23 protein-coding genes are annotated in these 23,917 nt (G+C 57.9%); 9 read left to right on the top strand and 14 right to left on the bottom strand.

Annotation, left to right across the window (positions count from 1 at the left end; all coding sequences use genetic code 11):
* Window positions 1-22 precede the first annotated feature (22 nt).
* Complete coding sequence (locus tag RYC18_RS03345; RefSeq protein ID WP_316883160.1) at window positions 23-955, top strand: hypothetical protein; 933 nt, start codon at window positions 23-25, stop codon at window positions 953-955.
* Window positions 956-1,020: 65 nt separating this feature from the next.
* Here the strand turns inward: RYC18_RS03345 and RYC18_RS03350 are convergent, their stop codons facing one another.
* Window positions 1,021-2,151: an OpgC domain-containing protein gene (locus RYC18_RS03350; protein ID WP_005741010.1), complete on the bottom strand. Its 1,131-nt coding sequence runs from the start codon at window positions 2,149-2,151 to the stop codon at window positions 1,021-1,023.
* Window positions 2,152-2,445: 294 nt separating this feature from the next.
* Here RYC18_RS03350 and RYC18_RS03355 point away from each other — a divergent pair, with 294 nt between their 5' ends.
* The 3 genes from RYC18_RS03355 (at window position 2,446) to RYC18_RS03365 (ending at window position 4,377) form a co-directional block, all read left to right on the top strand.
* Entirely contained in the window at window positions 2,446-2,727 is a 282-nt protein-coding gene (locus tag RYC18_RS03355; protein WP_002554875.1) for a type B 50S ribosomal protein L31, read from the top strand.
* A gap of 151 nt (window positions 2,728-2,878) precedes the next feature.
* A complete protein-coding gene (gene ddlA, locus RYC18_RS03360) occupies window positions 2,879-3,970 on the top strand; it encodes a D-alanine--D-alanine ligase (RefSeq protein WP_004658205.1) in 1,092 nt (363 codons plus the stop codon).
* Window positions 3,967-4,377, top strand: coding sequence for an NUDIX hydrolase (locus tag RYC18_RS03365; RefSeq protein WP_005741011.1), 411 nt, complete (start codon window positions 3,967-3,969; stop codon window positions 4,375-4,377). The genes ddlA and RYC18_RS03365 overlap by 4 nt, the downstream gene beginning before the upstream one ends.
* A gap of 38 nt (window positions 4,378-4,415) precedes the next feature.
* On the opposite strand, the gene metR is transcribed toward RYC18_RS03365, so the two are convergent.
* Window positions 4,416-5,333 carry a transcriptional regulator MetR gene (gene metR, locus RYC18_RS03370; RefSeq protein WP_002554872.1) on the bottom strand — a complete coding sequence of 306 codons (918 nt, stop codon included), beginning with the start codon at window positions 5,331-5,333 and terminating at the stop codon, window positions 4,416-4,418.
* 106 nt (window positions 5,334-5,439) lie between these two features.
* On the opposite strand from metR, the gene RYC18_RS03375 reads away from it, so the two are divergent.
* From RYC18_RS03375 to RYC18_RS03385, 3 genes are all read left to right on the top strand, one after another.
* Entirely contained in the window at window positions 5,440-6,174 is a 735-nt protein-coding gene (locus tag RYC18_RS03375) for a 5-methyltetrahydropteroyltriglutamate--homocysteine methyltransferase (RefSeq protein WP_316883177.1), read from the top strand.
* A gap of 123 nt (window positions 6,175-6,297) precedes the next feature.
* Window positions 6,298-7,290, top strand: a complete 993-nt coding sequence (locus RYC18_RS03380) for an alpha/beta fold hydrolase (RefSeq protein ID WP_080164866.1) — start codon at window positions 6,298-6,300, stop codon at window positions 7,288-7,290.
* 81 nt (window positions 7,291-7,371) lie between these two features.
* Entirely contained in the window at window positions 7,372-8,019 is a 648-nt protein-coding gene (locus tag RYC18_RS03385) for a DsbA family oxidoreductase (RefSeq protein ID WP_016982011.1), read from the top strand.
* Between the two features lie 131 nt (window positions 8,020-8,150).
* Here the strand turns inward: RYC18_RS03385 and RYC18_RS03390 are convergent, their stop codons facing one another.
* The 10 genes from RYC18_RS03390 to RYC18_RS03435 form a co-directional block, all read right to left on the bottom strand.
* Window positions 8,151-9,479 carry a sigma-54-dependent transcriptional regulator gene (locus tag RYC18_RS03390; protein ID WP_016982012.1) on the bottom strand — a complete coding sequence of 443 codons (1,329 nt, stop codon included), beginning with the start codon at window positions 9,477-9,479 and terminating at the stop codon, window positions 8,151-8,153.
* A gap of 10 nt (window positions 9,480-9,489) precedes the next feature.
* Window positions 9,490-11,421 (bottom strand): ATP-binding protein, encoded by a 1,932-nt coding sequence (locus tag RYC18_RS03395; protein WP_011169333.1) that lies wholly within the window; start codon window positions 11,419-11,421, stop codon window positions 9,490-9,492.
* A 55-nt stretch (window positions 11,422-11,476) separates the two neighbouring features.
* A complete protein-coding gene (locus tag RYC18_RS03400) occupies window positions 11,477-12,211 on the bottom strand; it encodes an amino acid ABC transporter ATP-binding protein (RefSeq protein WP_002554866.1) in 735 nt (244 codons plus the stop codon).
* Complete coding sequence (locus RYC18_RS03405; RefSeq protein WP_170947361.1) at window positions 12,208-12,876, bottom strand: amino acid ABC transporter permease; 669 nt, start codon at window positions 12,874-12,876, stop codon at window positions 12,208-12,210. The genes RYC18_RS03400 and RYC18_RS03405 overlap by 4 nt, the downstream gene beginning before the upstream one ends.
* Window positions 12,873-13,619 carry an amino acid ABC transporter permease gene (locus RYC18_RS03410; RefSeq protein WP_004658194.1) on the bottom strand — a complete coding sequence of 249 codons (747 nt, stop codon included), beginning with the start codon at window positions 13,617-13,619 and terminating at the stop codon, window positions 12,873-12,875. Before RYC18_RS03410 ends, RYC18_RS03405 begins: the two co-directional genes overlap by 4 nt.
* Window positions 13,620-13,749: 130 nt before the next feature.
* Entirely contained in the window at window positions 13,750-14,664 is a 915-nt protein-coding gene (locus RYC18_RS03415) for a glutamate/aspartate ABC transporter substrate-binding protein (RefSeq protein ID WP_044294424.1), read from the bottom strand.
* Between the two features lie 348 nt (window positions 14,665-15,012).
* On the bottom strand, window positions 15,013-16,551 hold the full coding sequence (gene glpD / locus RYC18_RS03420; protein WP_046832734.1) for a glycerol-3-phosphate dehydrogenase: 1,539 nt from the start codon (window positions 16,549-16,551) through the stop codon (window positions 15,013-15,015).
* Between the two features lie 440 nt (window positions 16,552-16,991).
* Window positions 16,992-17,747, bottom strand: coding sequence for a DeoR/GlpR family transcriptional regulator (locus RYC18_RS03425; protein ID WP_003363617.1), 756 nt, complete (start codon window positions 17,745-17,747; stop codon window positions 16,992-16,994).
* Between the two features lie 99 nt (window positions 17,748-17,846).
* A complete protein-coding gene (glpK, locus tag RYC18_RS03430; RefSeq protein ID WP_002554859.1) occupies window positions 17,847-19,352 on the bottom strand; it encodes a glycerol kinase GlpK in 1,506 nt (501 codons plus the stop codon).
* 60 nt (window positions 19,353-19,412) lie between these two features.
* On the bottom strand, window positions 19,413-20,270 hold the full coding sequence (locus tag RYC18_RS03435) for an MIP/aquaporin family protein (RefSeq protein ID WP_316883191.1): 858 nt from the start codon (window positions 20,268-20,270) through the stop codon (window positions 19,413-19,415).
* Between the two features lie 340 nt (window positions 20,271-20,610).
* On the opposite strand from RYC18_RS03435, the gene ybaK reads away from it, so the two are divergent.
* The gene (gene ybaK, locus RYC18_RS03440; RefSeq protein WP_004658186.1) at window positions 20,611-21,081 is read left to right on the top strand and encodes a Cys-tRNA(Pro) deacylase; all 471 of its coding nucleotides are present in this window, start codon (window positions 20,611-20,613) and stop codon (window positions 21,079-21,081) included.
* 8 nt (window positions 21,082-21,089) lie between these two features.
* On the opposite strand, the gene RYC18_RS03445 is transcribed toward ybaK, so the two are convergent.
* Both RYC18_RS03445 and argF read right to left on the bottom strand, forming a co-directional pair.
* A complete protein-coding gene (locus RYC18_RS03445) occupies window positions 21,090-22,163 on the bottom strand; it encodes an ABC transporter ATP-binding protein (protein WP_316883198.1) in 1,074 nt (357 codons plus the stop codon).
* Window positions 22,160-23,080 (bottom strand): ornithine carbamoyltransferase, encoded by a 921-nt coding sequence (gene argF, locus RYC18_RS03450; protein WP_002554855.1) that lies wholly within the window; start codon window positions 23,078-23,080, stop codon window positions 22,160-22,162. Before argF ends, RYC18_RS03445 begins: the two co-directional genes overlap by 4 nt.
* Before the next feature lie 450 nt (window positions 23,081-23,530).
* On the opposite strand from argF, the gene RYC18_RS03455 reads away from it, so the two are divergent.
* Window positions 23,531-23,824, top strand: a complete 294-nt coding sequence (locus tag RYC18_RS03455) for a hypothetical protein (RefSeq protein ID WP_002554854.1) — start codon at window positions 23,531-23,533, stop codon at window positions 23,822-23,824.
* The last annotated feature ends 93 nt before the right edge of the window (window positions 23,825-23,917 follow it).

The following is a 23,917-nucleotide window of genomic DNA, read 5'->3' on the forward strand; positions in this document are numbered from 1 at the left end:
TTATTAATATTAGGAGCGTCACATGAATAATCTCAAGGCAGCAAAGATTTTGGCATTTTCGTTGTTGGCATGCGCTTTACACCCGCAAGCGATAGCACACGAAGTGGGGCGGAATATTTTAAATGGGCAGGCAAGTGAGGCGGAAGTTTTAGAGGGATCTGGCGAGGTTAGAACGGAAGAGGCAGTAGAACCTAAATTTACTGAGCTGCCTGACAAATTTAATATTATCAAGGATTCATTGGTAAGCGCAGCGGACAGCCACTATTACGGCTTCACAGCATTGCGCGGGCAAAAGGTGTTGATTCAAGGGCATCTGTCCGGATCTGCTCAGTTGGAAATTCACGATGGCGCTAAATGGAATATGCTCGCCAGTGGTCAGAAAATGGTGCTCTCTTCTTTGACTCTTGGGCAGGATGTAATTGTTCGGGTGTCTCATAACGAGTCCAGTGCTTTTGTACAAGGTTCTACCTATGGCCTGATACTGGGTTCATTTCTAAAGGTCACCTATGCTCGCCTGCGAGATCAGCCATATGGTATGTCAAGAATACCTCCGGATGCGTCTACCCTGGGGCCGTTATCTGCTCAAGGAATAAGTAACGTTGTTCTGGAGATTGATATGACTGATTCGACAGGGACGCCCCTGGAAGGGGGCATTGCGTCATACTCAATTGATCTGCCGAAGTCCGATAAGTCTCGTCCCACTGGCCTTGTGAAGACTGACGCATCCGGTAAAGTCCGCACAGTGGTAGATATTGGCCGCTGCGTCGGTGGTAACGATGCAGATGTTTTTGCAGAGAAAGACAGATGGACACATATTTGGCGCACCCAATATTTTGAAGGTGGTTGGGTGGTGGATAATCCGTATGCTTTAAATACTGGCCTTGACACACCTCATCCTGATAAAGGGCAAGTCGGACATATCTGTCATCAGAGACTGATCAAAAGTACCCCGTAAGTAAATGTGTAAAGAAGACTGGCAAATGCGTTTTGCCAGTCTTTGTATTTGCAATGCTCCTTCCTTTACACCGCTATGGCGGCCTTATATCTCCCCAGCCGCTTATTCAATTCCAACCCATTGGCCATCAACATCATCAAGCCCAGCCCGACAATCGCGGTAGTCACCTGCATAGGCCATGTATCACCTGCCAGTGCGTTTGCCATGTCTGCCAGTGGCGCGAGCAATACGCCCAGGCAGAATACTTCCAGCGAATAACGGCCCATGCGGCAGGTCTGGCGGGCGGGCCAGTTTTCGAGCCAGGCGCTTGAGGTCGGCAGCAGTCGGGCGACGACGTAGACCAGTGCAAGGAAGTGCAGCAGGCGCGCGGGTGCTAGGTCGGTCTTGCTGATGGGGTACAGGGCGTCGAGGTGCAGGGTCGAGACGATTGCAGTGTGCAGGCCGGGCCATTTTTCGCTGAAGGTCAGCATCCCGGCGATCAACACGTAGATGGCGGCCATCAGGAACAGCGGTTGTTGGCGCAACGGAGAGTGTACGGCGGGTGTGGCTGTTTCGCTGCGCAATGCACAGGCACCGCCGAGAATGAACAGCAACTGCCAGGCCACCGGATTGAAATACCACACGCCACCGCCTTCATAGGCACGCAGGTTCCAGCCGAACAACGGCACCATCAGGTACAGGGCAATCGACAGGCCGACCGCCAGTTCCAGTTTGCGCAGCATCAATGGCAAGGTCAGCGGCAAGGTCAGCAACAGCACGATATACAGCGGCAACGGGTCGGTCAGGTTGGGCTTGAAACGCAGCAACAGTTCATCGGCCAATGCCTGTTGCGGGTTGCCGACGAAGTATTCAAGGCCCATCTGCTGGACCATGTCGCGCGTCTCGACATGATTGTTGGCGACGAAGACGATGCCCATCAGCAGGGTCAGCAGAAAGATATGCACCACATACAGCACCCAGGTGCGGCGCAGGATCCGCACGCCAGCCACCAGCATGCCGTCGCGCCGGGCGATGCGTCCATAGGCCAGGATCGATGCGTAACCGGCAAGAAAGACAAAGATTTCCGCTGCGTCGCTGAAGCCGAAGTTGCGTACGGTCAACTGCGCGAGCGGGTTGTCCGGCACGTGATCCCAGAATATGAAGATCAGCGCCAGGCCGCGAAAGAAGTCGATTCGATGATCGCGTCCGTTAGTCATAACGGTGGACTCTTGAAAGTGCTAATGAGTAAAGATCGGCCACAGAGGCTCAGGTTCCAGGCCAGCGACCAGTGACGTTCGGCGGCGCGGCAGGGTGCCGTTAATTCGGCCCGATTGCAAAAGCACGCTATTACAGAATGTCTCTGGCGCGCTGGTTCTGGCGGTTTCAGGACGACAGTTGCTGCACGCGCGCGTTCGATCAAGCTCGCCAATGATAGCAATCAACAGCAATCATTCTCATCTTCTGTTATGTTACTGTATAACGATTGCAGTCAACTCACTGGAGAGCTAATCATGAAACCCGACATCCATCCCGCTTACCGTACTGTGCTGTTCCACGATACCGCTGCCGACGTCTACTTCCTGATCGGCTCGACCGTAGACACAGACCGTACGCAGCAGCACACCGACGGCAACACCTATCCTTATGTCGCGCTAGACGTGTCCAGCGCCTCGCACCCGATGTATACCGGGCAGCAGCGCAAGACCACCAACGAGGGCCGGATCGCGGGTTTCAACAAGCGTTTCGCCACCTTCGGCTCTGGCGGCAAGAAAGAAACCGCAGCGGCTCAATGAGCTGTCTGACCTCCCGGTGATGGGCATTTCGCATGGATTGCCCACCACCGGGTTTTTTTTGCCTGAATTCCAGGCGTATGGCCAATCATCTGCTGGACTAACAGCCAACATTGCTTTTATCTTCGCGGCCTGAAAAACAGGAGTAACCGCTTTGAAAAAGTCAGTCGCCATCGTTTTCGGTGGGCAATCCAGCGAGCATGAGGTTTCGTTGCAGTCGGCACGCAACGTGATCAATGCGATTGATCGTGAACGCTATACGCTGACCCTGATCGGCGTCGACAAGCTGGGCCGCTGGTTGCGCTTCGACGAGGCCGACTACCTGCTCAATGCCAATGATCCTGCGCGGATCAAATTGAGTGCATCCGGCAAGCAGTTGTCGCTGTTGCCTGGCAGCACTGGTGGCCAGTTTGTCGAGGTCGAGACAGGCAAGCCACTGGCGGCCATTGACGTGGTATTTCCGCTGATCCACGGCGCGTTTGGTGAGGACGGTGCGTTGCAAGGCGTGCTGCGCATGCTGGCCGTTCCGTTTGTCGGCGCTGACGTACTCGCCTCGGCGGCGTGCATGGACAAAGACGTGACCAAGCGTCTGCTGCGCGATGCAGGCATTGCTGTCGCGCCGTTCATGGTGCTCAGCCGTGGGGAAACCCTGTCGTTCGCCGATGCAGCCACGCAGTTGGGCCTGCCGATGTTCGTCAAGCCGGCCAATCAAGGCTCGTCGGTGGGCGTCAGCAAAGTGTCTGACGAGGCTGGCTTCGTGGCTGCGCTGGCATTGGGTTTCGAGTTTGACCACAAGCTGCTGATCGAGCAGGGCATCGTCGGCCGGGAAGTGGAGTGCGCCGTACTGGGTAACTTCGATGCGCAGGTCAGTGTCTGTGGCGAAGTGATTGCCAACGACGAGTTCTACGCCTACGACACCAAGTACCTGAATGGTGATCAGGCGCGCATCGCGATACCCGCCGAGTTTCCTGCCGATCTGAGTGATCAGGTGCGTGAAGTCGCGTTGCAGGCTTACAAGGTGCTGGGTTGCGCAGGGCTTTCGCGGGTCGATTTCTTCGTTACCGACACGCGTGACATCATCATCAATGAGGTCAACACGCTGCCTGGCTTCACTTCCATCAGCATGTACCCCAAGCTCTGGCAGGCCAGCGGTCTGACCTACGCCGAACTGATCCATCGCCTGATCGTGCTGGCCCTTGAGCGCGCTGATCAGGCGCGTTTGCTGAAAACGGAAATCTTTGCATGAAGATAATCCGCATCGCGGCGGCGCTGCTGATCGGCACAGACGGCCGGACCCTGCTGGTGCGCAAGCGCGGCACTCAGGCATTCATGCAACCGGGCGGCAAGATCGAACCTGGCGAACCGGCACCGCGGGCGCTGGCCAGGGAGCTTGAAGAAGAACTCGGGCTGATCATCGATCCGCAGCAGGCGCTGTTTCTCGGCGAGTTCGTTGCACCGGCTGCCAATGAGCCAGGTTTTGAGGTGTGTTGTCAGCTTTACGAGGTCAGATCTGATGCCCAGGTTCTGCCCGCCGCCGAGATCGAAGAAGTACTCTGGGTCGGCACAGACAGTCTTGCGGATGTGCATCTGGCTCCGCTGACACGCGACCTGATCCTGCCGTTGTACCGCCAGCGGCAAACCCGAGCGAACTGAACCCGTGTCGTCCTGTGCCTTGGCGCAGGACGATACTGTCAGCGAACCACGCTCACCCCGTCCAGCGTTGAAAACGAGGTGTCCTTGGCGGTCAGCAGGAAATCGCGCATGTACGGTGCGTCGAGCATGTCGGCGCGAATACCGGCATACAGCGTTGCGAACAGCCCTTTCTCACCCAGGCGCTTGGCCTTCACATAGCCGCGTGAGCTGTATTCATGCAGCGCCCAGTGCGGCATGCCACAGACCCCGCGTCCGCTGGCGACCAGTTGCATCATCATGACCGTCAATTCCGAGGTTCGTACCTGTGCAGGCTCGATATCGGCGGGCTCCAGAAAACGGGTAAAGATGTCCAGTCGGTCGCGCTCCACCGGGTAGGTGATCAGCGTTTCGCTGAGCAGGTCTTCTGGAACAATGTACGGCCGGCCCGCCAGCGCGTGTTGATTGGCCACCGCCAGCATCGCTTCATAGGTGAACAGTGGCACGTAGGTGATGCCGGGCAATTCCAGCGGGTCGGACGTCACCACCAGGTCCAGGTCACCACGCGCCAGCGCGGGCAATGGTGCAAACGAGAAGCCGGAAGACAGGTCCAGTTCGACCTCGGGCCAGGCATCGCGGAACTGGTCGATGGTCGGCATCAGCCATTGAAAACAGCTGTGGCATTCGATTGCCATGTGCAGCCGTCCCGCCGTGCCACCCGCCAGTCGAGCGATGTCGCGCTCGGCACTGCGCAGTTGCGGCAGCATGGAGTCGGCCAGTTGCAGCAGGCGCAAACCGGCGCTGGTAAAGCGCACCGGTTTGGTCTTGCGCACAAACAGCGGCATGCCCATGCGCTCTTCCAGTTCCTTGAACTGATGGGACAGGGCCGACTGCGTCAAATGCAGGCGCTCGGCTGCTTCCACAAGGCTGTCGGCCTCGCGCAGGGCATGCAGGGTTTTGAGGTGGCGTATTTCAAGCACGTTCAGTGCTCCATGAGCAGTATTTGTGATCAACACGAAAAAAATGAGTTTGTCTCATGTTGTGTCAGCTGTCGACAATAGGCCCATCTTTTATGGAGGACGCATCGTGGCCCTGACTCAACACCCTGACTATTTTCACATTGGCGCAGACCGTGAATTGCGGCACGCTCTGCAGGCTTTCTGGAAACAGGATCAGGGTGTTGCGACAACTGATGCCGAACTGCGCAACTGGCTGATGGCGCGTTACCCGCAGCAGGTGCCACACCTGAAACGCGACCAGCGTTTTCAGCCCGCTTGGGCCCCTCTGCTGGCGAGCGTCGCCGAAGCGTGCGAGCAAGGCCGCAAGCCCGCATTGATCGGTCCTCTGACACTGCTCTGGCTAAGTGACGTTCAGGGTGACCAGGTAGATCGCCTCGACCTGCTGGAGCATCTGCTGCCGGTGTATGGCGAGATCTTCGGGCGTCTGGCGGCGCGCGGTGTCGAGTGGATTCAGATCGACGAACCGATCCTGGCGCTCGACCTGCCGCTGGCATGGAGCAACGCCTTCGAACGTGCCTATCACATTCTTCAGTATTCGCCGTTGAAGAAGCTCATTGGCCTTTATCACGGTGACCTGCGGCCCAACCTGGGTGTCGCGGCCTTGTTGCCGGTTGCAGGGTTGCATCTGGACAGCGTGACCGAACCGGAGCTGCTGGCTCCGGTGTTTGATCGTCTGCCGGTTTACAAGGTCCTGTCCTTGGGCGAGTGCGACACGCATTCGGGCTGGCACCAGGAGTCCCTCCTCGAAGCGCGCGCCCGTTTTGGGGAAAACCTGATGGTGGCGGATCAGTTCGCCGCGTAACGCAACACCCGATTAACGACCACTCAGCGCCATTCATCAAACTGTCACGCAAGTGTGGCAGCGCGCTTGGCGAAACATCATCAGACTCGCGGCCTACTGGGGATCTGTTTTTTGGTGTTTTTCATGCGGGTTTTAATTTTTCTGGCCGCGCTTCTGTGCGGCTTGCCGTCTTTTGCGGCCGATCGTTGTGATGTCGATGTTCCTGTACAGCATGCTGACCTTAAAGAGGTACGAATTGCCTATCAAAGCATCGGCAGTGAATCCGACCCTGCCTTGCTGTTGGTAATGGGCCTTGGCGGGCAGTTGATTCATTGGCCGGACGAGGTTGTGGTTGCGCTGTGTCAGCAGGGCTACCGGGTGATTCGCTACGACAATCGCGACGTCGGTCTGTCTACTTGGGTGCAACAGCCAGCCGAGGCCAACCTGACCTTTGAAGTGCTGCGCTACAAGCTGGGCCTGCCGGTCTCTGCGCCGTATTCGCTGACCGATATGGCCGATGATGCCTTGGGCCTGATGGACGCCTTGCAGATTCGCCAGTTTCACGTTCTTGGCGCGAGCATGGGCGGCATGATTGCCCAGCACCTGGCCGATCTGGCCCCGTCGCGGGTCGAAAGCCTGACGCTGATCATGACCAGCTCCGGTGCGCAGGGCTTGCCTATGCCCAGTGCGGCGTTGATGCAACTGCTGGCGCGGCGCGGCGCACCCAACCGGGAAATGGCCATCGAGCAGCAGGCCGATCTGCTTGCAGCGCTGGGCAGCCCGCAGGTCAAGGATGATCGCCAGCAATTGCTGCATCAGGCTGCGGTGTCCTACGACCGGGCCTTCAATCCCGAGGGCGTCAAGCGTCAGATCATGGCGATTCTGGCCGAGCCGAGCCGGGTGGAGTTGCTGAACCGTCTGCGCCTGCCGGTTCTGGTGGTGCATGGCACGGCTGATCCATTGTTGCCGGTCATGCATGGTGTGCACGTGGCCGCGCATATTCAGGGCAGCCAGTTGCGCCTGATTCCGGGGCTGGCGCACCGTTTTCAGGAAGCCTTCAAGGCACCGTTGCTCGGGGCGGTGCTGCCGTACCTGAAAGCCCAGCATGAAGACGGTCGCAGCCTTGCCCAACTGTAAACCCTGCCCGGTTGTCAGGCACTGACAGAGGTGTATCGTATGGCCCTTGCTTATTGAATCTGCTGACTGAAAAGGGCCGACATGACGACTGCACTGAAGATCGATTTCATCTCCGATGTTTCCTGCCCCTGGTGTGTCATCGGCCTGCGCGCGCTGGATCAGGCGCTGGAGGCGCTGGGTGATGAAGTGCAAGCGCACATCCACTTCCAGCCTTTCGAGTTGAACCCGAACATGCCTGCCGAAGGGCAGGACATCAAAGAGCACATCTCCGAAAAATATGGCTCTACGCCAGAACAGATCGAAGGTATTCACGAGACAATTCGTGAGCGCGGTGCCGAGCTGGGCTTCACCTTTGCCAAGGGCGAGCGACGTATCTACAACACGTTCGATGCTCATCGCCTGTTGCACTGGGCCGAACAACAAGGCAAGCAGTACGCATTGAAGCAGGCGCTGTTCGAAGCCTATTTCAGTGACCTGAAAGACCCGTCCAGCCACCAGACTCTGGCAGACGTAGCGCAGAAGGTCGGCCTGGACCGTTTGCGTGCTCAGGCCATCCTCGACAGCGGCGAGTACACCGCAGAGGTCCGCGAAGCCGAGCAACTCTGGACATCCCGCGGTATCACCTCCGTGCCGACCATGGTCTTCAACGACCAGTACGCGGTATCGGGCGGGCAGCCGGTTGAAGTGTTCGTCAGCGCGATCCGGCAGATGCTCAGCGAGTCGAAGTAACGCACTGTCTGTGCAGGATCGGTGTCGTGCGGACGCCTATCGTTCCGCACGCTCCAGCGTGGGAATGCAGTGGGTGACGCTCTGCGTCACAGATCTGCGCGATACCGCACACTCAAGATTGGACACAGTGCTCAAAGCCCGTATTTCTTGACCTTGTCGAACAAGGTGGTCTTGGCCATGCCCAGTTCCTGACTGGCCTGGCTGAGGTTGCCGCCGCTGCGTTGCAGGGCCTCGCTGAGCAGGGATCGTTCGAAGGCCTCAACCGCTTCGGCAAACCCCAGGCTTTGATTTTCACTGACCGTGCCTGCCTGTTTGAACGCCGGCAGACCCAAGGCAAACCGCTCGGCTACGTTGCGCAGTTCCCTCACGTTACCCGGCCAGTCGTGGCTCATCAGGCTTGAACTGGTCTGTCTGTCCAGCGTCGGCGGCTCACGGTCGAAGCGCAATGACGACAACTGCAGGAAGTGTTCGAACAGTTGCAGAATGTCTTCGCGGCGCTCACGCAATGGCGGCAGGTCCAGCGTGACGACGTTCAGACGGTAATACAGGTCGCTGCGGAACTGACTGGTCTTGCTCAGTGCATTGAGGTCGGATTTGGTCGCCGCAATGACCCGGCAATCCACTGCAACACTTTGGTTCGAACCAAGCCGCTCCAGAGTTCGTTCCTGAAGGACGCGCAACAGTTTGATCTGCAGGTTGACCGGCATGCTTTCCACTTCATCGAGAAACAGCGTGCCATTGTGGGCGTGTTCGATCTTGCCGATGCGCCGCTTGCCCGCGCCGGTAAATGCATTGGCTTCGTGACCGAAAATTTCCGACTCGAACAGGCTTTCTGCCAGCCCGCCGCAATTGAGTGCCACGAACTGACTGTCCTTGCGTCGGCTGAAGTCGTGCAGGCAGCGCGCGACGAGCTCCTTGCCGGTGCCGGTCTCGCCTTCGATCAGCACATTGGCCGACGTATCGGCGACGTTGGTAATCAATGCGCGCAGGTTTTGCATGGCGGGGGAGCGGCCGATGATCCGGCCTTCCAGCGAATCGCGTTCGGCCAGTTGCTTGCGCAGGGCCCAGACTTCCCGGGCCAGCCCGCGCTGCTCCAGCGCGCGCCGGGTGACGTCGACCAGGCGCTCGGGAGAAAAGGGTTTCTCCATGAAATCGTAAGCACCATCGCGCATTGCGTTGACGGCCATGGTGATGTCGCCGTGGCCGGTGATCAGCACCACCGGCAGGCTGCTGTCACGCGCCTTGAGGCGGCTCAATAATTCCAGCCCGTCGATACCCGGCAAACGAATGTCGCTGATGACGATACCGGCAAAATTGTCACCGATGCGCTTGAGGGCGTCTTCGGCGCTGGATACGCCTTCGCTGGCAATGTCTTCCAGCGCCAGCGCCTGCTGGCAGCCGAGCAACACATGCGGGTCGTCTTCGACGATCAGCACTGTCAGGTCGCTGTTGATGCTCATGGGTGTCGTCTCATGTCAGTCCACCTGGGCCGGGGCCGCTCGGGCGATTGTCGGTCGGGGCATCGGGGACAAATGGCAGGCTCAGGACAAATGTTGTGCCGCCGTCACCTGGGTGCTCTGCGCTCAGGCTGCCCCCGGCTGCAGCGGCGAGGCTCGCCGACAGGGTCAGGCCCAGTCCCAGGCCTTGTTCGCCGGGTTTGGTGGTGAAGAAAGGTTCGAACAGGTGCTTGCGGGTTTCGGTATCGATGCCGTGCCCGTTATCACGTACCCGCAAGCGATAACGCCCGTCTTCAATTGACCCGGTGAGCCACAATTCGGGCGCTGGCTGGTTGAACATGGCGTCCAGCGCATTGCCGATCAGATTGACCAGGATCTGTTCCAGGCGGGTCTGGTCGATGCTCAGAGTGGCGTCGACGAAGTCTCGGTGTAACGTCAGGCCAGACTGCTCCAGGCGTACGCCCAGCAACTGCGCAGCCGCCTCGACGGCCTTGCTCAGTTGCGCCTGGCCCTGATCGTCGCCGCGTCGGGCGAATGCGCGCAGGCTGGCGGTAATGCGGCCCATGCGGTCGACCAGATCATTGATGGTGCGCAGGTTGGCACTGGCGGTGTCCAGCGCGCCTCGCTCAAGAAAACGCACGGTATTGCCGGACAAGGTGCGCAATGCCGCCAGAGGCTGGTTCAATTCATGAGCGATGCTGGTCGACATCTGGCCGATGGCTGCCAGCTTGCCAGCTTGCACCAACTCGTCTTGGGCTCTGCGCAGGGTGTCTTCAGCCTGTCTTCGTTCGCGAATCTGCGCCTTGAGGCGTTCGTTGCTGGCTCGCAGGTGTTCGGTGCGCTCGGCGATCTTTCGTTCCAGCTCATTGTTCGCAGCCTGCAGCGCCTCTCTGGCCGCCAGTCGGGTCGAGATCACCTTGCGCCGCTCGTTCCAGGCAATCAGCAGAAAGGTCACCAGCGCGCAGGCCACAGCTACCAGCATGCCCTGATTGGCCGCTTCACGGCGCAGGTCTTCCAGTGGCGTAAGCAGCGTCAGGTGCCAGGCGGTATCGCTCAGCGGACGGCTCTGTGCCAGATAACTGACCTGCTTGTGCTCCCGATCGACGCTGACGTTGGCCGGGAAAACAAGCTTTTCGACGCCTTCGGAGAGGGTTTCCCGCTCCAGTGGCACCAGTTCGTTAAGCGGCCACCAGTAATATTGCAGGCTGCGGGCCAGGCGTTCCTTGACCTGCGGGGTGAGCGGTCGTACTGACTTCAGGCGCCGAGCCGGGTCGCTCGAGAGGATGATGATGCCGTTCTCGTCGCTGACAAACGCCTCCAGGCGAGCACGCTGCCAGCGTTCTTCCAGTGCTTCAAGGCGTACTTTGATCACGGCGACGCCGATGATCCGGCCTTTGTCTTCCAGCCCGTGGGCCAGGTAGTAGCCCGATTCGCCCGTGGTGGTGCCGATGCCGTAAAAACGGCCAGGCAGGCCGCGCACAGCGTCCTGAAAATAGGCACGGAAGGACAGGTCTTCACCCTGATAGCTGTCGGAATCACGCCAATTGCTGGTGGCCAGCACTCGGCCGGTGGTGTCCATCACATAAATGGCGCGGCTGCCGCTGCGTCGGTTCATCCCTTCCAGATAACGGTTGACCTGCTGCTGAAGCTCGGGACTTGGCTTGTTGAGCAACTGCGACACGCTGGATTCAAGCTCCAGCACGCTGGGTAAATAGGTGTATTTGCTGATTTCGCTCTCGACCGTGCGGGCATGTAGCTCCAGCTGGCGCTCACCGGTCTCGCGCAGGCTCTTGATACCGCTGTGTTCGCTTATCAGGTAGGCGATATAGCCCAGTCCGATCATCAGCATGAGGATCAGCGGCGGTAAAAACAGTTGGCGTATCAGACGAGGTTTCACGGCGAGTGATGGCGGCGCGGCGCGATACAGAGTGGGGTCGCATTTCATCACAGTCGTCCTGAACCGAACAGCTGCCCGCGAATGCGCGGGCAGCCGGCATTACCTAGTGCTGGAGAATCTTGGCGAGAAATTGCTGAGCGCGTTCCGAACGTGCGCTGACGTCACCGAAAAACTCTTCTTTTTCGCAGTCTTCGACAATCTGTCCCTTGTCCATGAAAATCACCCGATTGGCGACCTTGCGAGCGAAGCCCATTTCGTGGGTCACGCACATCATGGTCATGCCTTCGTGCGCCAGTTGTACCATCACGTCGAGCACTTCGTTGACCATTTCGGGGTCCAGCGCAGACGTCGGTTCGTCAAACAGCATGACCACCGGGTCCATCGCCAGGGCGCGAGCGATGGCAACACGCTGTTGCTGACCACCGGAAAGCTGCCCGGGATGCTTGTGCGCATGCTCGGAGAGACCGACGCGGTCCAGCAATTTCAGGCCTTTTTCGGTCGCTTCGGCCTTGCTGCGACCCAGTACCTTGATCTGCGCGATGGTCAGGTTTTCGACAATGCTCAGGTGCGGGAACAGTTCGAAGTGCTGAAACACCATGCCGACCCGCGAGCGCAGTTTTGGCAGGTTGGTCTTCGAGTCGGAAATCGATGTGCCGTCGACGACAATGTCGCCTTTTTGAAACGGTTCCAGCGCATTCACGCATTTGATCAGGGTCGACTTGCCGGAACCGGAGGGCCCGCACACCACAACCACTTCACCTTTGCTGACCTCGGTGCTGCAATCGGTCAGCACCTGGAAGTCGCCATACCATTTGTTGACGTTTTTGATGGAAATCATACGGCAAACCTTTTTTGCAGACGCTTCACCAGCAGCGAGGCGGCAAAGCTGATCGTGAAATACACCAGACCGGCAATGATCAGGAACTCGTTGGCGCGCCCGATGATGTCGCCACTGGAGCGCGATGCATTGAGAAAGTCCACAAGGCCCACGGTGTACACCAGAGAGGTGTCCTGGAACAGAATGATGCTCTGTTGCAGCAACAGCGGCGTCATCTTGCGAAACGCCTGGGGCAGGATGATCAGTCGCATCATCTGCGAGTAATTCATGCCCAGCGCCTGGGCTGCGCCCATCTGTCCTTTGGAAATCGACTGCACGCCGGCACGGACGATTTCGCAAAAGTACGCGGCTTCGAACATCATGAAGGCCACGACACAGGAAGCGAAGGCCCCGATGGGCGTGTCTTCACCGGTAATCCAGCGCAACACGAATGGCACTGCGAGGTAGAACCAGGTGATCACCAGCAGCAGCGGGATCGAACGGAAGTAGTTCACGTAAGCGCCAGCCACATTGGCCAGCAGCTTGTTTGATGACAGGCGCATCAACGCCAGCAAAGTGCCAAGCACCAGGCCGCCGACAACACCCATTGCCATCAGCTTGAGGGTCATGACCATGCCGTTCCACAGGCCGGGAATGGCCGGAACGATTCCAGTGAAGTCCATTATTTGCCCCCCAGCGAGATGAGTCCGGGTACAGCGACTTTCTTCTCGATCATGCGCATCAGCAGCATCAGGCTCATGTTCAGCGTGAAGTAGATGAGGGTGGCGAGCGTAAAGGCTTCAAACAGGTTGGCGGAAAACTCGGCGGTCTGTTTGGTCTGCGCGAGCAGCTCCATCAGGCCGATCAGCGACGCTACCGACGAGTTCTTGAACACGTTCAGGAATTCGGAAGTGAGCGGCGGAATGATGATCCGGTAAGCCTGTGGCAACAGCACGTTCCAGTAGATCTGCGGCAGCTTGAAGCCCATTGCACGCGCGGCCGATTCCTGGCCCTTTGGCAGTGCTTCAATGCCGGTACGCACCTGTTCGCAGACCCGTGCAGCGGTAAACAGACCCAGGCAGACCACCACGCTCAGGAACGCTGAGGTAGTCGGGTTGAGGTCCTGCTTGTACCACTCCTGCAGGTTTTCCGGCAGCAGGTCGGGCACCAGAAAGTACCAGATGAACAGCTGCACCAGTAGTGGCACATTACGGAAAATTTCCACGTATACCGTGGCAATACCCGATACCAGACGGCTTGGTACGGTGCGCATGACGCCCAGTACCGAACCCAGTATCAGGGCAATAATCCAGGCAACGACAGCAATGGCGATGGTCCAGCCCAGGCCGGATATGAACCAGTCCAGATAGGTCTCGCTGCCGACGCCGGTGGACTTGAAGAACACGCCCCAGTCCCAGTTGTAATTCATCAGGGTCTCCCCCTATTTTTCTATTTATATCGAGATGCACGCACTGTCGGACTTCGAGAGTGAGGAGCCGGTCCCGAACAGGTTTTGCCTGCTCGGGATGCGATCAGTTCAGGCTGGCTGAACCGGTTGCTCAGGCTTTCTTGTCTTCTGCGGCCTTGTCGGTCGGGTTCTGAATCAGTTCCTTGAGCTTGTCGCTCATCGGGAAATTCAGATTCAGCCCTTTAGGCGGCACGGGGGACATGAACCACTTGCTGTAGATGGCGTTGATGTCGCCAGACTTGTAGGTGGCAATAATGGCGTCATCCACTGCCTTCTTGAACGGGGCATCGCCCTTGCGGACCATGCAGCCGTAGATTTCGTAGGATTGCGCAGTACCGGTCACTGCCCAGTCATCCGGCTTCTTGGCCTTGGCCATCTCGCCGGCCAGCAGCGCGTCGTCCATCATGAATGCGACCGCACGGCCAGACTCAAGCATCTGGAAGGATTCGCCGTGGTCCTTGGCCGAGATCACGTTCATGCCCATCTGCTTGTCGGCGTTCATCGCCTTGAGGATGCGCTCGGACGTTGTGCCCGCGGTGGTCACGACGTTCTTGCCTTTCAGGTCATCGAAGTCCTTGTAGCTGGAGTCTTTTTTCGACAGCAGGCGCGTGCCGACTTCGAAGATGCCGATGGAGAAGTCGACCTGCTGCTGACGCTCGACATTGTTGGTGGTCGAACCACATTCAACGTCGACGGTGCCGTTCTGAACCAGCGGAATACGGGTCTGAGACGTTACCAGGTTGTACTTGACCTTGAGGTCAGGCATGTCGAGGTCTTTCTTGATGGCTTCGACGATTTTCAGCTGGATGTCATGCGAGTAGCCCATCGGTACGCCAGAAGCGTCTGCGATGTAGGAAAACGGAATGGACGCGTCACGGTGGCCCAGCGTGATGGTGCCGGATTCCTTGATTTTCTTCAGGGTGCCGGTAAGTTCGGCGGCGAAAACCGGGGTGCTGATCAGAGCGGCAGTGATTGCTACGCCCAACAGATGGGGAACGATGCGCATTGATGAATCCTTGATTTCATTTTTTATTGATGGGGCCGCAATGGGAGGCAGCCCGCTTCTTGGCGAATGCTTCAACGGCGTCCAGATCCAGACACACGCCCTGTCGAAACGCTCGGTTCAGAGTGTAGAGCATGAGTCGTGCCAAGCAGCTTGAATCAATCAAGGCTATGAATTTAAAGGATTTTATTCGTGGTTGAATGCGACGCCCGGAATCGAAGCGTCCGGGAAGCCGAATCAGGCAGAGCGAAATGTTCGGAAAACCGAATGCAGCCGGGTATTCAGGGGAGGGCGGTGCAGAGGAACAAACCTGTTCGCCGCGCGATGGACGAACAGGTGGTATGCGAGCTATCAGGCAGCCTCGATAGCGCCCTTGTTGCGCACAACAGTTTCCAGGTAGCTGCGCACAGCGGCCTGTTCTTCAGGCGTAGTGAACAGGCCAAGCTTGGTTCGGCGCCACAGGATGTCTTCGATGCTGGTAGCCCATTCCTGGTCGCACAGGTAATCGACCTCTCGGGTGTACAGACCTGCACCCAGATGCTGGCCGAGGTCTTCCAGACCTTGCGCGCCTTCCAGCAAGCGCCAGCTGCGGCTGCCGTAGGTAATCGCCCAGCGTTTGGCGATAGGCGCGGGCAGCCAACTGAAGCGACGGGTCATTTCTGCTGCCAAGGCTTCTGGCGTGGTCATGTCTTCGCCGCCTGGCAGTGCTGCCTTGGCCGTCCAGCTCGGTTTCATCTGCTTGAAGAACGGTGCCAATTGCGTCATCGCCGATTCGGCCAGTTTGCGGTAGGTGGTCAGCTTGCCGCCGAACACCGACAGAATTGGTGCCTCGTCCGCGCCGCCTGACAACGAAAGCGTGTAATCACGGGTAATGGCAGACGGATTATCGGACTCGTCGTTGCACAGCGGGCGCACGCCAGAGAATGTGTGGAGCACGTCTGCGCGACTCAACTGTTTCTTGAAGTGGTCGTTGGCCACTTTCAGCACGTAATCCATCTCGCCTTCGGTGATGTCCACCTTGTTCGGATCGCCCTGATACTCACGGTCGGTGGTGCCGACGATGGTGAAGTGCTCCAGGTACGGAATCGTGAACACGATGCGCTTGTCTTCGTTCTGCAGAATGAACGCGTGCTCACCCTCGTACAGTTTCGGCACGATCAGGTGGCTGCCTTGAATCAGGCGGATGCCGTAAGCCGAATCGAGCTTGAGGTCTTCACGGATGAACTTGGCCACCCACGGGCCTGCCGCATTGACCAATGCCTTGGCGTGGATCGAGAACAGGCTGCCGTCGCTGCGCTCAAGATGCAGATGCCACATGCCCTTGATACGGCGGGCGCTGACACAGCGAGTCTGAGTATGAATGTGCGCGCCGTTTTCACGCGCTGCCATGGCGTTGAGCACCACCAGACGAGCGTCATCGACCCAGCAATCGGAGTATTCGAAGCCACGGGTGATGCTCGAGTTGAGCGGGCTGTCCGCACCAAAACGAATGGTTTTCGAAGCGGGCAGCTTTTCGCGCTTGCCGAGGTTGTCATACAGGAACATGCCGGCACGAATCATCCACGCTGGACGCAGGTGCGGGCGGTGCGGCAAGACAAAACGCATGGGTTTAACGATGTGCGGCGCCTTGGCAAGCAACACTTCGCGCTCTGCGAGTGCCTCGCGGACCAGGCGGAATTCGTAGTGCTCAAGATAGCGCAGGCCGCCATGAATCAGCTTGCTGCTGGCCGAGGACGTGTGGCTGGCCAGGTCGTCCTTTTCGCAAAGAAAAACCGACAGGTCGCGACCGGAGGCATCCGCCGCAATACCGACACCATTGATGCCACCGCCAATAACGGCGATGTCGTAAACCTCGGAGAGGGGTTGGGTTGGCACGGTAGTGTGGGGCATTGGTGGCCTCCTGGACAATTCGTGAGCAAAGCTCGAAAGGCGAATCTGAACATTAATGTTCACTTTCGAAAATAATAGCTCAATAAAATTGCCCTTGCCAGCAAGTATCGATTGAAAATACTGATGGTGGAGTCAGGAAAAGAACAAAAATGAACATTGTAGGGCGGGATGTTATGCGCGGGATGATCGTATTTTCTGATGCTTTTCGTTCTGCACATGCCAGCCTAGACACCTCTCGTGTCTCAGGCTCCAGCGGGAATGCAGATCGCGACGCTCTGGCCGCACGAGGACGCAGAGCGTCCAGAAAGGCATGCGACGCGGAGCGTCGCACGATATTCGGCGCTCTGCGTCACACATCTGCGCCGCGCCTCATATTCAGGATAGGGCGCAGAGTATCCAGAACGGCATGTGTAATCGCGGAAACCACTCGTTCCTGACAATCACACTACTTCCAGACGAATTTTGTGCTGATTCAGCAACTGCTGCAGCGCGGGCACAGGTGGCTGATCGGTTACCAGGCAGTCGATGAGGGTGATTGGCCCCAAGCGGACCATCGCATTGCGCCCGAACTTGCTGGAGTCAGCCGCCAGCAGCACTTTGCGTGCGTTGGCGATGATCGCCTGGGAAACCCGTACTTCCTGATAATCGAAATCCAGCAGGCTGCCGTCTTCATCGATACCGCTGATGCCGACCAGGGCGAAGTCCACCTTGAACTGGGTAATGAAGTCGATACTGCCCTGGCCTACGACGCCGCCGTCACGACGCACATTGCCGCCAGCTATCAAGACCTCGAAATCATCCTTGGTACTTAGGATCGATGCCACATGCAGGTTATTGGTGATGATCTTCAGGTTGTTGTGGTTGAGCAGGGCGCGGGCGATGGATTCGGTGGTGGTGCCGATATTGATGAACAACGAGGCGTTGTCCGGGATCTGCGCGGCGATGGCCTCGGCTATCCGTTGTTTTTCGTCGCGCATCTGATCCGCACGCATGGCGTAGGCGGTGTTTTCGATGCTGGAGTCATAGGCCGCGCCGCCGTGGTAGCGACGCAGCAGATTCATTTCCGCCAGTTGATTGATATCACGGCGGATGGTTTGTGGGGTCACGACGAACAGCGTCGCCATTTCCTCAATGCTGACGTAACCACGGTCACGGACCAGTTCGAGGATCTGTTGTTGGCGGGGAGGCAGGTTCATTGTTTTTCCTTGAGCGCCCTCTGCAAATGGCGCCCATCATGCCGCAGGCAAGTGTGACCTGTCAGCCGGAATCCTGTCCCCTCCGCACAACAGCGGGTATCACTCTTCGTTTTCGTGCGGTTCCCAGTCACGGGTCCGCGCGACAGCTTTTTGCCAGCCCGCGTAGAGTTTCTCGCGGTGGGCCTCTTCGCAGGAAGGTTCGAACACGCGCTCGATCACCGCCTTGTTGCGCAACTCGTCCAGGCTGCTCCAGAACCCGATCGCCAGACCGGCCAGGAACGCGGCGCCCAAGGCTGTTGTTTCACGCATTTGCGGGCGTTCAACGTGGGTGCCGAGAATGTCCGCCTGGAACTGCATCAGGAAGTTGTTGGCCACGGCACCGCCGTCCACGCGCAGTGACTTGAGGCGTTCGCCGGAGTCCTGCTGCATCGCATCAAGTACGTCGCGGGTTTGATAGGCGATGGATTCCAGCGCTGCACGGATGATGTGATCAACCTTCACGCCACGGGTCAGGCCGAACAGTGCGCCTCGTGCATACGGGTCCCAGTAGGGCGCACCCAGACCGGTGAACGCCGGCACCAGATACACGCCGTTGCTGTCCTTGACCTTGCTGGCAAAGTATTCGGTGTCCAGCGCGTCGTTGATGAGTTTGAGTTCGTCGCGCAGCCACTGCACGGTCGAGCCACCGTTGAACACGGCGCCTTCCAATGCGTAAGCCACTTCACCGCGAGGCCCGCAGCCAATGGTAGTCAGCATGCCATGCGCCGATTTCACCGCTTTCTTGCCGGTGTTCATCAGCAGGAAGCAGCCGGTGCCGTAGGTGTTCTTGGCTTGGCCGGGTTCGACACACATTTGGCCGAACAGCGCCGCCTGTTGGTCGCCTGCGATACCGGCAATCGGGATGCCGCTCTTGCTGTGGCCGTAGACCTCGGAAGAGCCTTTGACTTCTGGCAGGATCTCACGCGGGATATCCAGCACATCGAGCATGCGCTGATCCCATTCCAGCGTATGGATGTTGAACAGCATGGTCCGCGAGGCGTTGGTGTAGTCGGTAACGTGCACCTTGCCGCCGGTGAATTTCCAGATCAGCCAGGTATCGATGGTGCCGAACATCAGTTCGCCTTTGCGGGCGCGCTCGCGGCTGCCTTCGACGTTGTCCAGAATCCACTTGACCTTCGAACCGGAGAAGTACGGGTCAATCACCAGGCCTGTAGTGTCCTTGATGTACTCCTCAAGACCGTCACGCTTGAGCTGCTGGCAAATCTCGGTGCTGCGTCGGCACTGCCAGACAATTGCGTTGTAGATAGGGCGGCCGGTATCGCGCTCCCAGATGACGGTGGTTTCGCGCTGGTTGGTGATACCGATGGCAGCGATCTGGTTATGGTGCAGATCAGCCTGCGCCAGCGCCTTGGTCATGCACGCAGTCTGAGTGGCGAAGATTTCCATCGGGTCGTGCTCGACCCAGCCTGCCTGCGGATAGTGCTGTACGAATTCGCTTTGGGCAGTGCTCACCACGTTGGCATCGCGGTCGAAAATAATGGCGCGCGAGCTGGTGGTGCCCTGGTCAAGAGCAATGATGTAGTTCTTGTTCTGTGTGTCAGTCATGTCGATTGCCTTGCATTGTTGGGTGGGATTCAGTTGGGTGAGATTCAAATTGAGTGAAATTCAAGATGAAGCCTGAACTTTGCCGCGAACCACTGGAGCATTTTTTTCGTTTTCAACAGGATCGGCACTCGGCAGATGACGCGCAATCAGCGCGCGATAGCCAGCAGCACCAAGGCAGGCGCCCAGGATGGGCGCAAAAATCGGAACCAGGAAATAAGGAATGTCACGACCACCGGTGAAGGCTATTTCACCCCAGCCAGCGAAGAACGTCATCAGCTTTGGACCGAAGTCGCGCGCCGGGTTCATGGCAAAACCGGTCAGCGGGCCCATCGAGCTGCCGATCACCGCCACCAGCAGGCCTATCAGCAAGGGTGCCAGCGGGCCGCGCGGCAAACCGTTGCTGTCATCGCCCAAAGCCATGATGACGCCCATCAAAATAGTGGTGATGACCACTTCGACCAGAAATGCCTGCCCCACGGAAATGGCAGGGTTTGGATAGGTCGAGAACACCGACGCCAGTTCAAGGCTCTGTTCGCTGCCGCGAATGATGTGGTGCGCATGTTCGAAGTCGAAAAAAAGACTGATGTACAACAGGTACACCAAGCCCGCTCCGCAGAACGCGCCTGCGATTTGCACCGAGATATAAAAAGGCAATTTGCGTTTTTCGAAACCGGCAAACAGACTCAGCGCGATGCTGACGGCCGGGTTGAGGTGGGCACCTGAAATGCCGGCGCTGAGGTAGATCCCCATGCTGACGGCCATGCCCCAGATGATGCAGATTTCCCACAAGCCGAAAGTGGCTCCCGCGACCTTGAGCGCTGCAACGCATCCTGTGCCGAAAAAAATCATCAGGGCTGTGCCAAGAAATTCAGCTACACATTGCCCGGTGAGTGTCGGTTGTTTTAGTGCGATGGTCATGGATACCTCATTTTTGTTTTTGTCTCGGCACCCTGAGACAGGCATGGGTGCTCGTTATTCGTGCGTATCAGAAAAACCCCATTTCTGATCGCTGGTGCGAGTTATACCGAAAAACCGCTTTCGATAATATTCGTAAACGAAAAAATATAGACAAGAAACAACGCTGTCAAAGGTCGGAACCGAACGGTCATGGAGTGGATACGAGCCCGCACAGCCGCTTTATACCGGGATTTTATGGCTGTTACCAAAAAGCCATCAGTGTTGCACGTGGCGTGAATCAAGGCATGTTCACTTTACTTGGCTTAAAGTGGCAGGCAGTCGGAAGCCTAAGGAGCGTTGCATGACCCCTGCACTGGATTTACTGAAAAAACTTCGCGCCGAACATCGTATCCACAGTTACGAACACGATCCCAAAGCAGCGTCATATGGGCTGGAAGCAGCGGAAAAGCTGGGGCTGGAGCCAGCGCGGGTTTTCAAGACATTGTTGGCCAGTACCGAAAAGGGCGAGTTACTGGTCGCCGTAGTGCCGGTCGTCGGAACGCTTGATCTGAAGGCTCTGGCACAGGCCGCCGGGGCGAAAAAAACCGAAATGGCTGACCCCGCGGCGGCGCAGCGCTCAACGGGCTACCTGTTGGGTGGCATCAGCCCACTGGGCCAGAAGAAGCGCCTGCGTACGTTCATTGACGACACAGCGCAGGGTTTTGAGAGTATTTACGTCAGCGCCGGGAGGAGGGGGCTGGAGGTTGAGCTTTCGGCAGCCGTGCTGGCCGAGCATACGCAGGCTCGGTTCGCACCGATTGGCAGGGAATAAGCTGGGGCTCAGTGATTGACCGTATGCGCCGCGACGCTGCCTGGCGCTGCAAACAGCACCAGATGGTCAGCTGCCACCCGAATACCGACTTCCTCGCCCTGGCTGTGATCGGCATGACTGGGGAAAATGGCTTCAAGTTGGCTGCCGGTAGACAGCTGCAGGCGATACAGCGTCGATGCGCCCTGAAATGTTCGACCGATTACCCGCGCTTTCAGGTCGCTTTGCGGCGCGTAGACGATATCGTCAGGTCGCAGCAAGACATCCACGGCGCTGCCGCTGACGCCCGGATATGCCCGGTTGCCACGCAGAACACCCAGTTCGGTGCGCACCGATTCGGGGTCTATCATCTGCCCGCGAATGAAATACCCCTGGCCAATGAAGCTGGCAACAAAGGGTGTGCGAGGTTCGTGATACAGGTTGTAAGGCGTATCCCACTGCTCCAGGCGACCCTCCTTGAATACGCCGACATGATCGCTGACCGCGAAAGCCTCTTCCTGATCATGGGTCACCAGAATGGCACTGGTGCCACGCGCTTTGAGAATATCGCGCACCTCATGGCTCAGACGTCTACGCAACTCGCCATCCAGATTGGAGAAGGGTTCATCGAGCAACAACAGTTTTGGCTCCGGTGCCAGCGCCCTGGCCAGGGCCACTCGTTGTTGCTGCCCGCCGGATAACTCGTGAGGGTAGCGTTTGCCCAAGGCGCCGAGGTTGACCAGTTCAAGCAACTCGGCGATCACCTGATCAAGGCGCGGGTGATTGCGAATGCCGAATGCGATGTTCTCGGCGACGCTCAGGTGCGGGAACAGCGCGTAATCCTGAAACACCATGCCGATGCGACGCTTTTCCGGTGCCAGAGTCCAGCCCGGGCGGGAAATGACTTCGCCTGCCAGGGTTATCTCCCCTGCATGTATCGGCTCGAAACCGGCAATCGCACGCAGTGTGGTGGTCTTGCCGCAGCCCGATGAACCCAGCAGGCAGCCGATATCACCCGCGTTAAGGTGCAGATTCAACTCCTGCACCACGCGCTGATTCTGATAGCCGCACGCCAGATTGCGCAGGTTCAGCAGCAACTGGCTCATGCGCGCTGATGGGACGGCGCGACGAGAAACTCCAGCAACGCTTTCTGTGCGTGCAGGCGATTCTCTGCCTGATCCCATGCGACCGAACGCGAATCATCCAGCAGATCTACACTGATTTCTTCGCCACGGTGGGCAGGCAGACAGTGCATGAACAGTACGTCCTTGTCGGCCAGGTCGAGCAAGGCGCGCGTTACCTGAAACGGTGCGAACAACGCCATGCGCCGAGCGGTTTCCTCTTCCTGACCCATGGAGGTCCACACGTCGGTGCTGACCAAGTGTGCACCGGCGACCGCTGCTTTCGGGTCGCGAACAATGGTCACTCGCTCACCGGCCAGCGCCAGGAACTCGGGGTTCGGCTCGTAACCGGCAGGGCAGGCCACGCGCAACTGGAAGTCGAACTGAATGGCCGCTTCTATATAGCTATTGCACATGTTGTTGCCATCGCCGATCCAGGCGACGGTCTTGCCTTTGATCGAGCCGCGATGCTCCAGAAAGGTTTGCATGTCGGCCAGCAACTGGCATGGGTGCAGGTCATCCGACAGACCATTGATAACCGGAACGCGGGAATTTGCGGCGAATTCGGTCAGATTACTGTGCGCATAGGTACGGATCATTACCGCATCGAGCATGCGTGACATCACTTTTGCGCTGTCGGCAATTGGCTCGCCACGGCCCAATTGGGTGTCGCGATGGGATAAAAAGATGGCCTGGCCACCCAACTGAATCATCCCTGCTTCAAAAGAAAGACGGGTACGTGTCGAGGATTTCTCGAAAATCATCCCCAATACCCGGTTCTTCAGCGGCTCAAAAAGCTCACCGCGATTTCGCAGGTCTTTGAGCTCTACGCCACGACGGATCAAGCCCAGGAGTTCATCTGGGGTGTAATCCATCATCGAGAGAAAGTGCCTGGCGTTCATGATTAACTACCTTTTTTGCAACAGACCGCAGGTTATCAAAGCCGGTTTTTATCGGGAAAACGGGCGAGACCTGCGGCGGAAGCCGCACGAGGCGACGAATAAGAAAGGCGCGATAGTATAAAAAAATGTCGCGTCTTACCAATAGCATGCTGTTTTCTGAAACACCGATGTCACTGGCGCTCCCTTTCAGGGGGCACTGTTATTCTTTGTTGACGAGTTAAAAACTGGCTAAGCTGATGAGGCCAATAGCCATCTCTGCTTTTTCCGAAGGCAGCATTTGTACACTGCTCAAATAGCGCTTGGCAATTAGTACCAATCCTGCAACAGTCCGGGTTTGCGCGGGTGCGCTGAATGCGACCCGCTTCACGGGCTGGAAACAAGGACCGTTTCTTTAATGCCGGGCGTAGGTTATAAATCGTTGCCGATACATTACTGATCGAGGGGTGGGGAATGGACTCAAAAGAGCGTCAACTAACGGAGTTACTCGGGCTGACCGCCCGCACGCTTACCCATCTGACCGCCTCAATGACCTCGATGTCCTTTGAGTTGCTGCGCAGCGAGGACGAAGTCACGCGTAATGCGGGGCGGCGCATGATTGATCGCATGGCGACCATCAGCTCAGGGCTCGACGAGCACTGGCGCCTGATCGGTGACCTGACCGGTGTTCACCTGGCTCAGGAGCAGGTCGAAACCGTCACTGAAATCCAGCTGCAGCGCAAGGTCGTCACGCCTATCGGCGGCTGATACGGTCTACTCATCGGCGCGCCTGATGCTCCCCGATTCACATGACAAACGTCAGTGGCGCGGGGCATTGGCAGCGGCCATAGTGCTTGTCAG

Source organism: Pseudomonas syringae group sp. 247E2, from assembly GCF_032587795.1.
Taxonomy (GTDB): domain Bacteria; phylum Pseudomonadota; class Gammaproteobacteria; order Pseudomonadales; family Pseudomonadaceae; genus Aquipseudomonas; species Aquipseudomonas amygdali.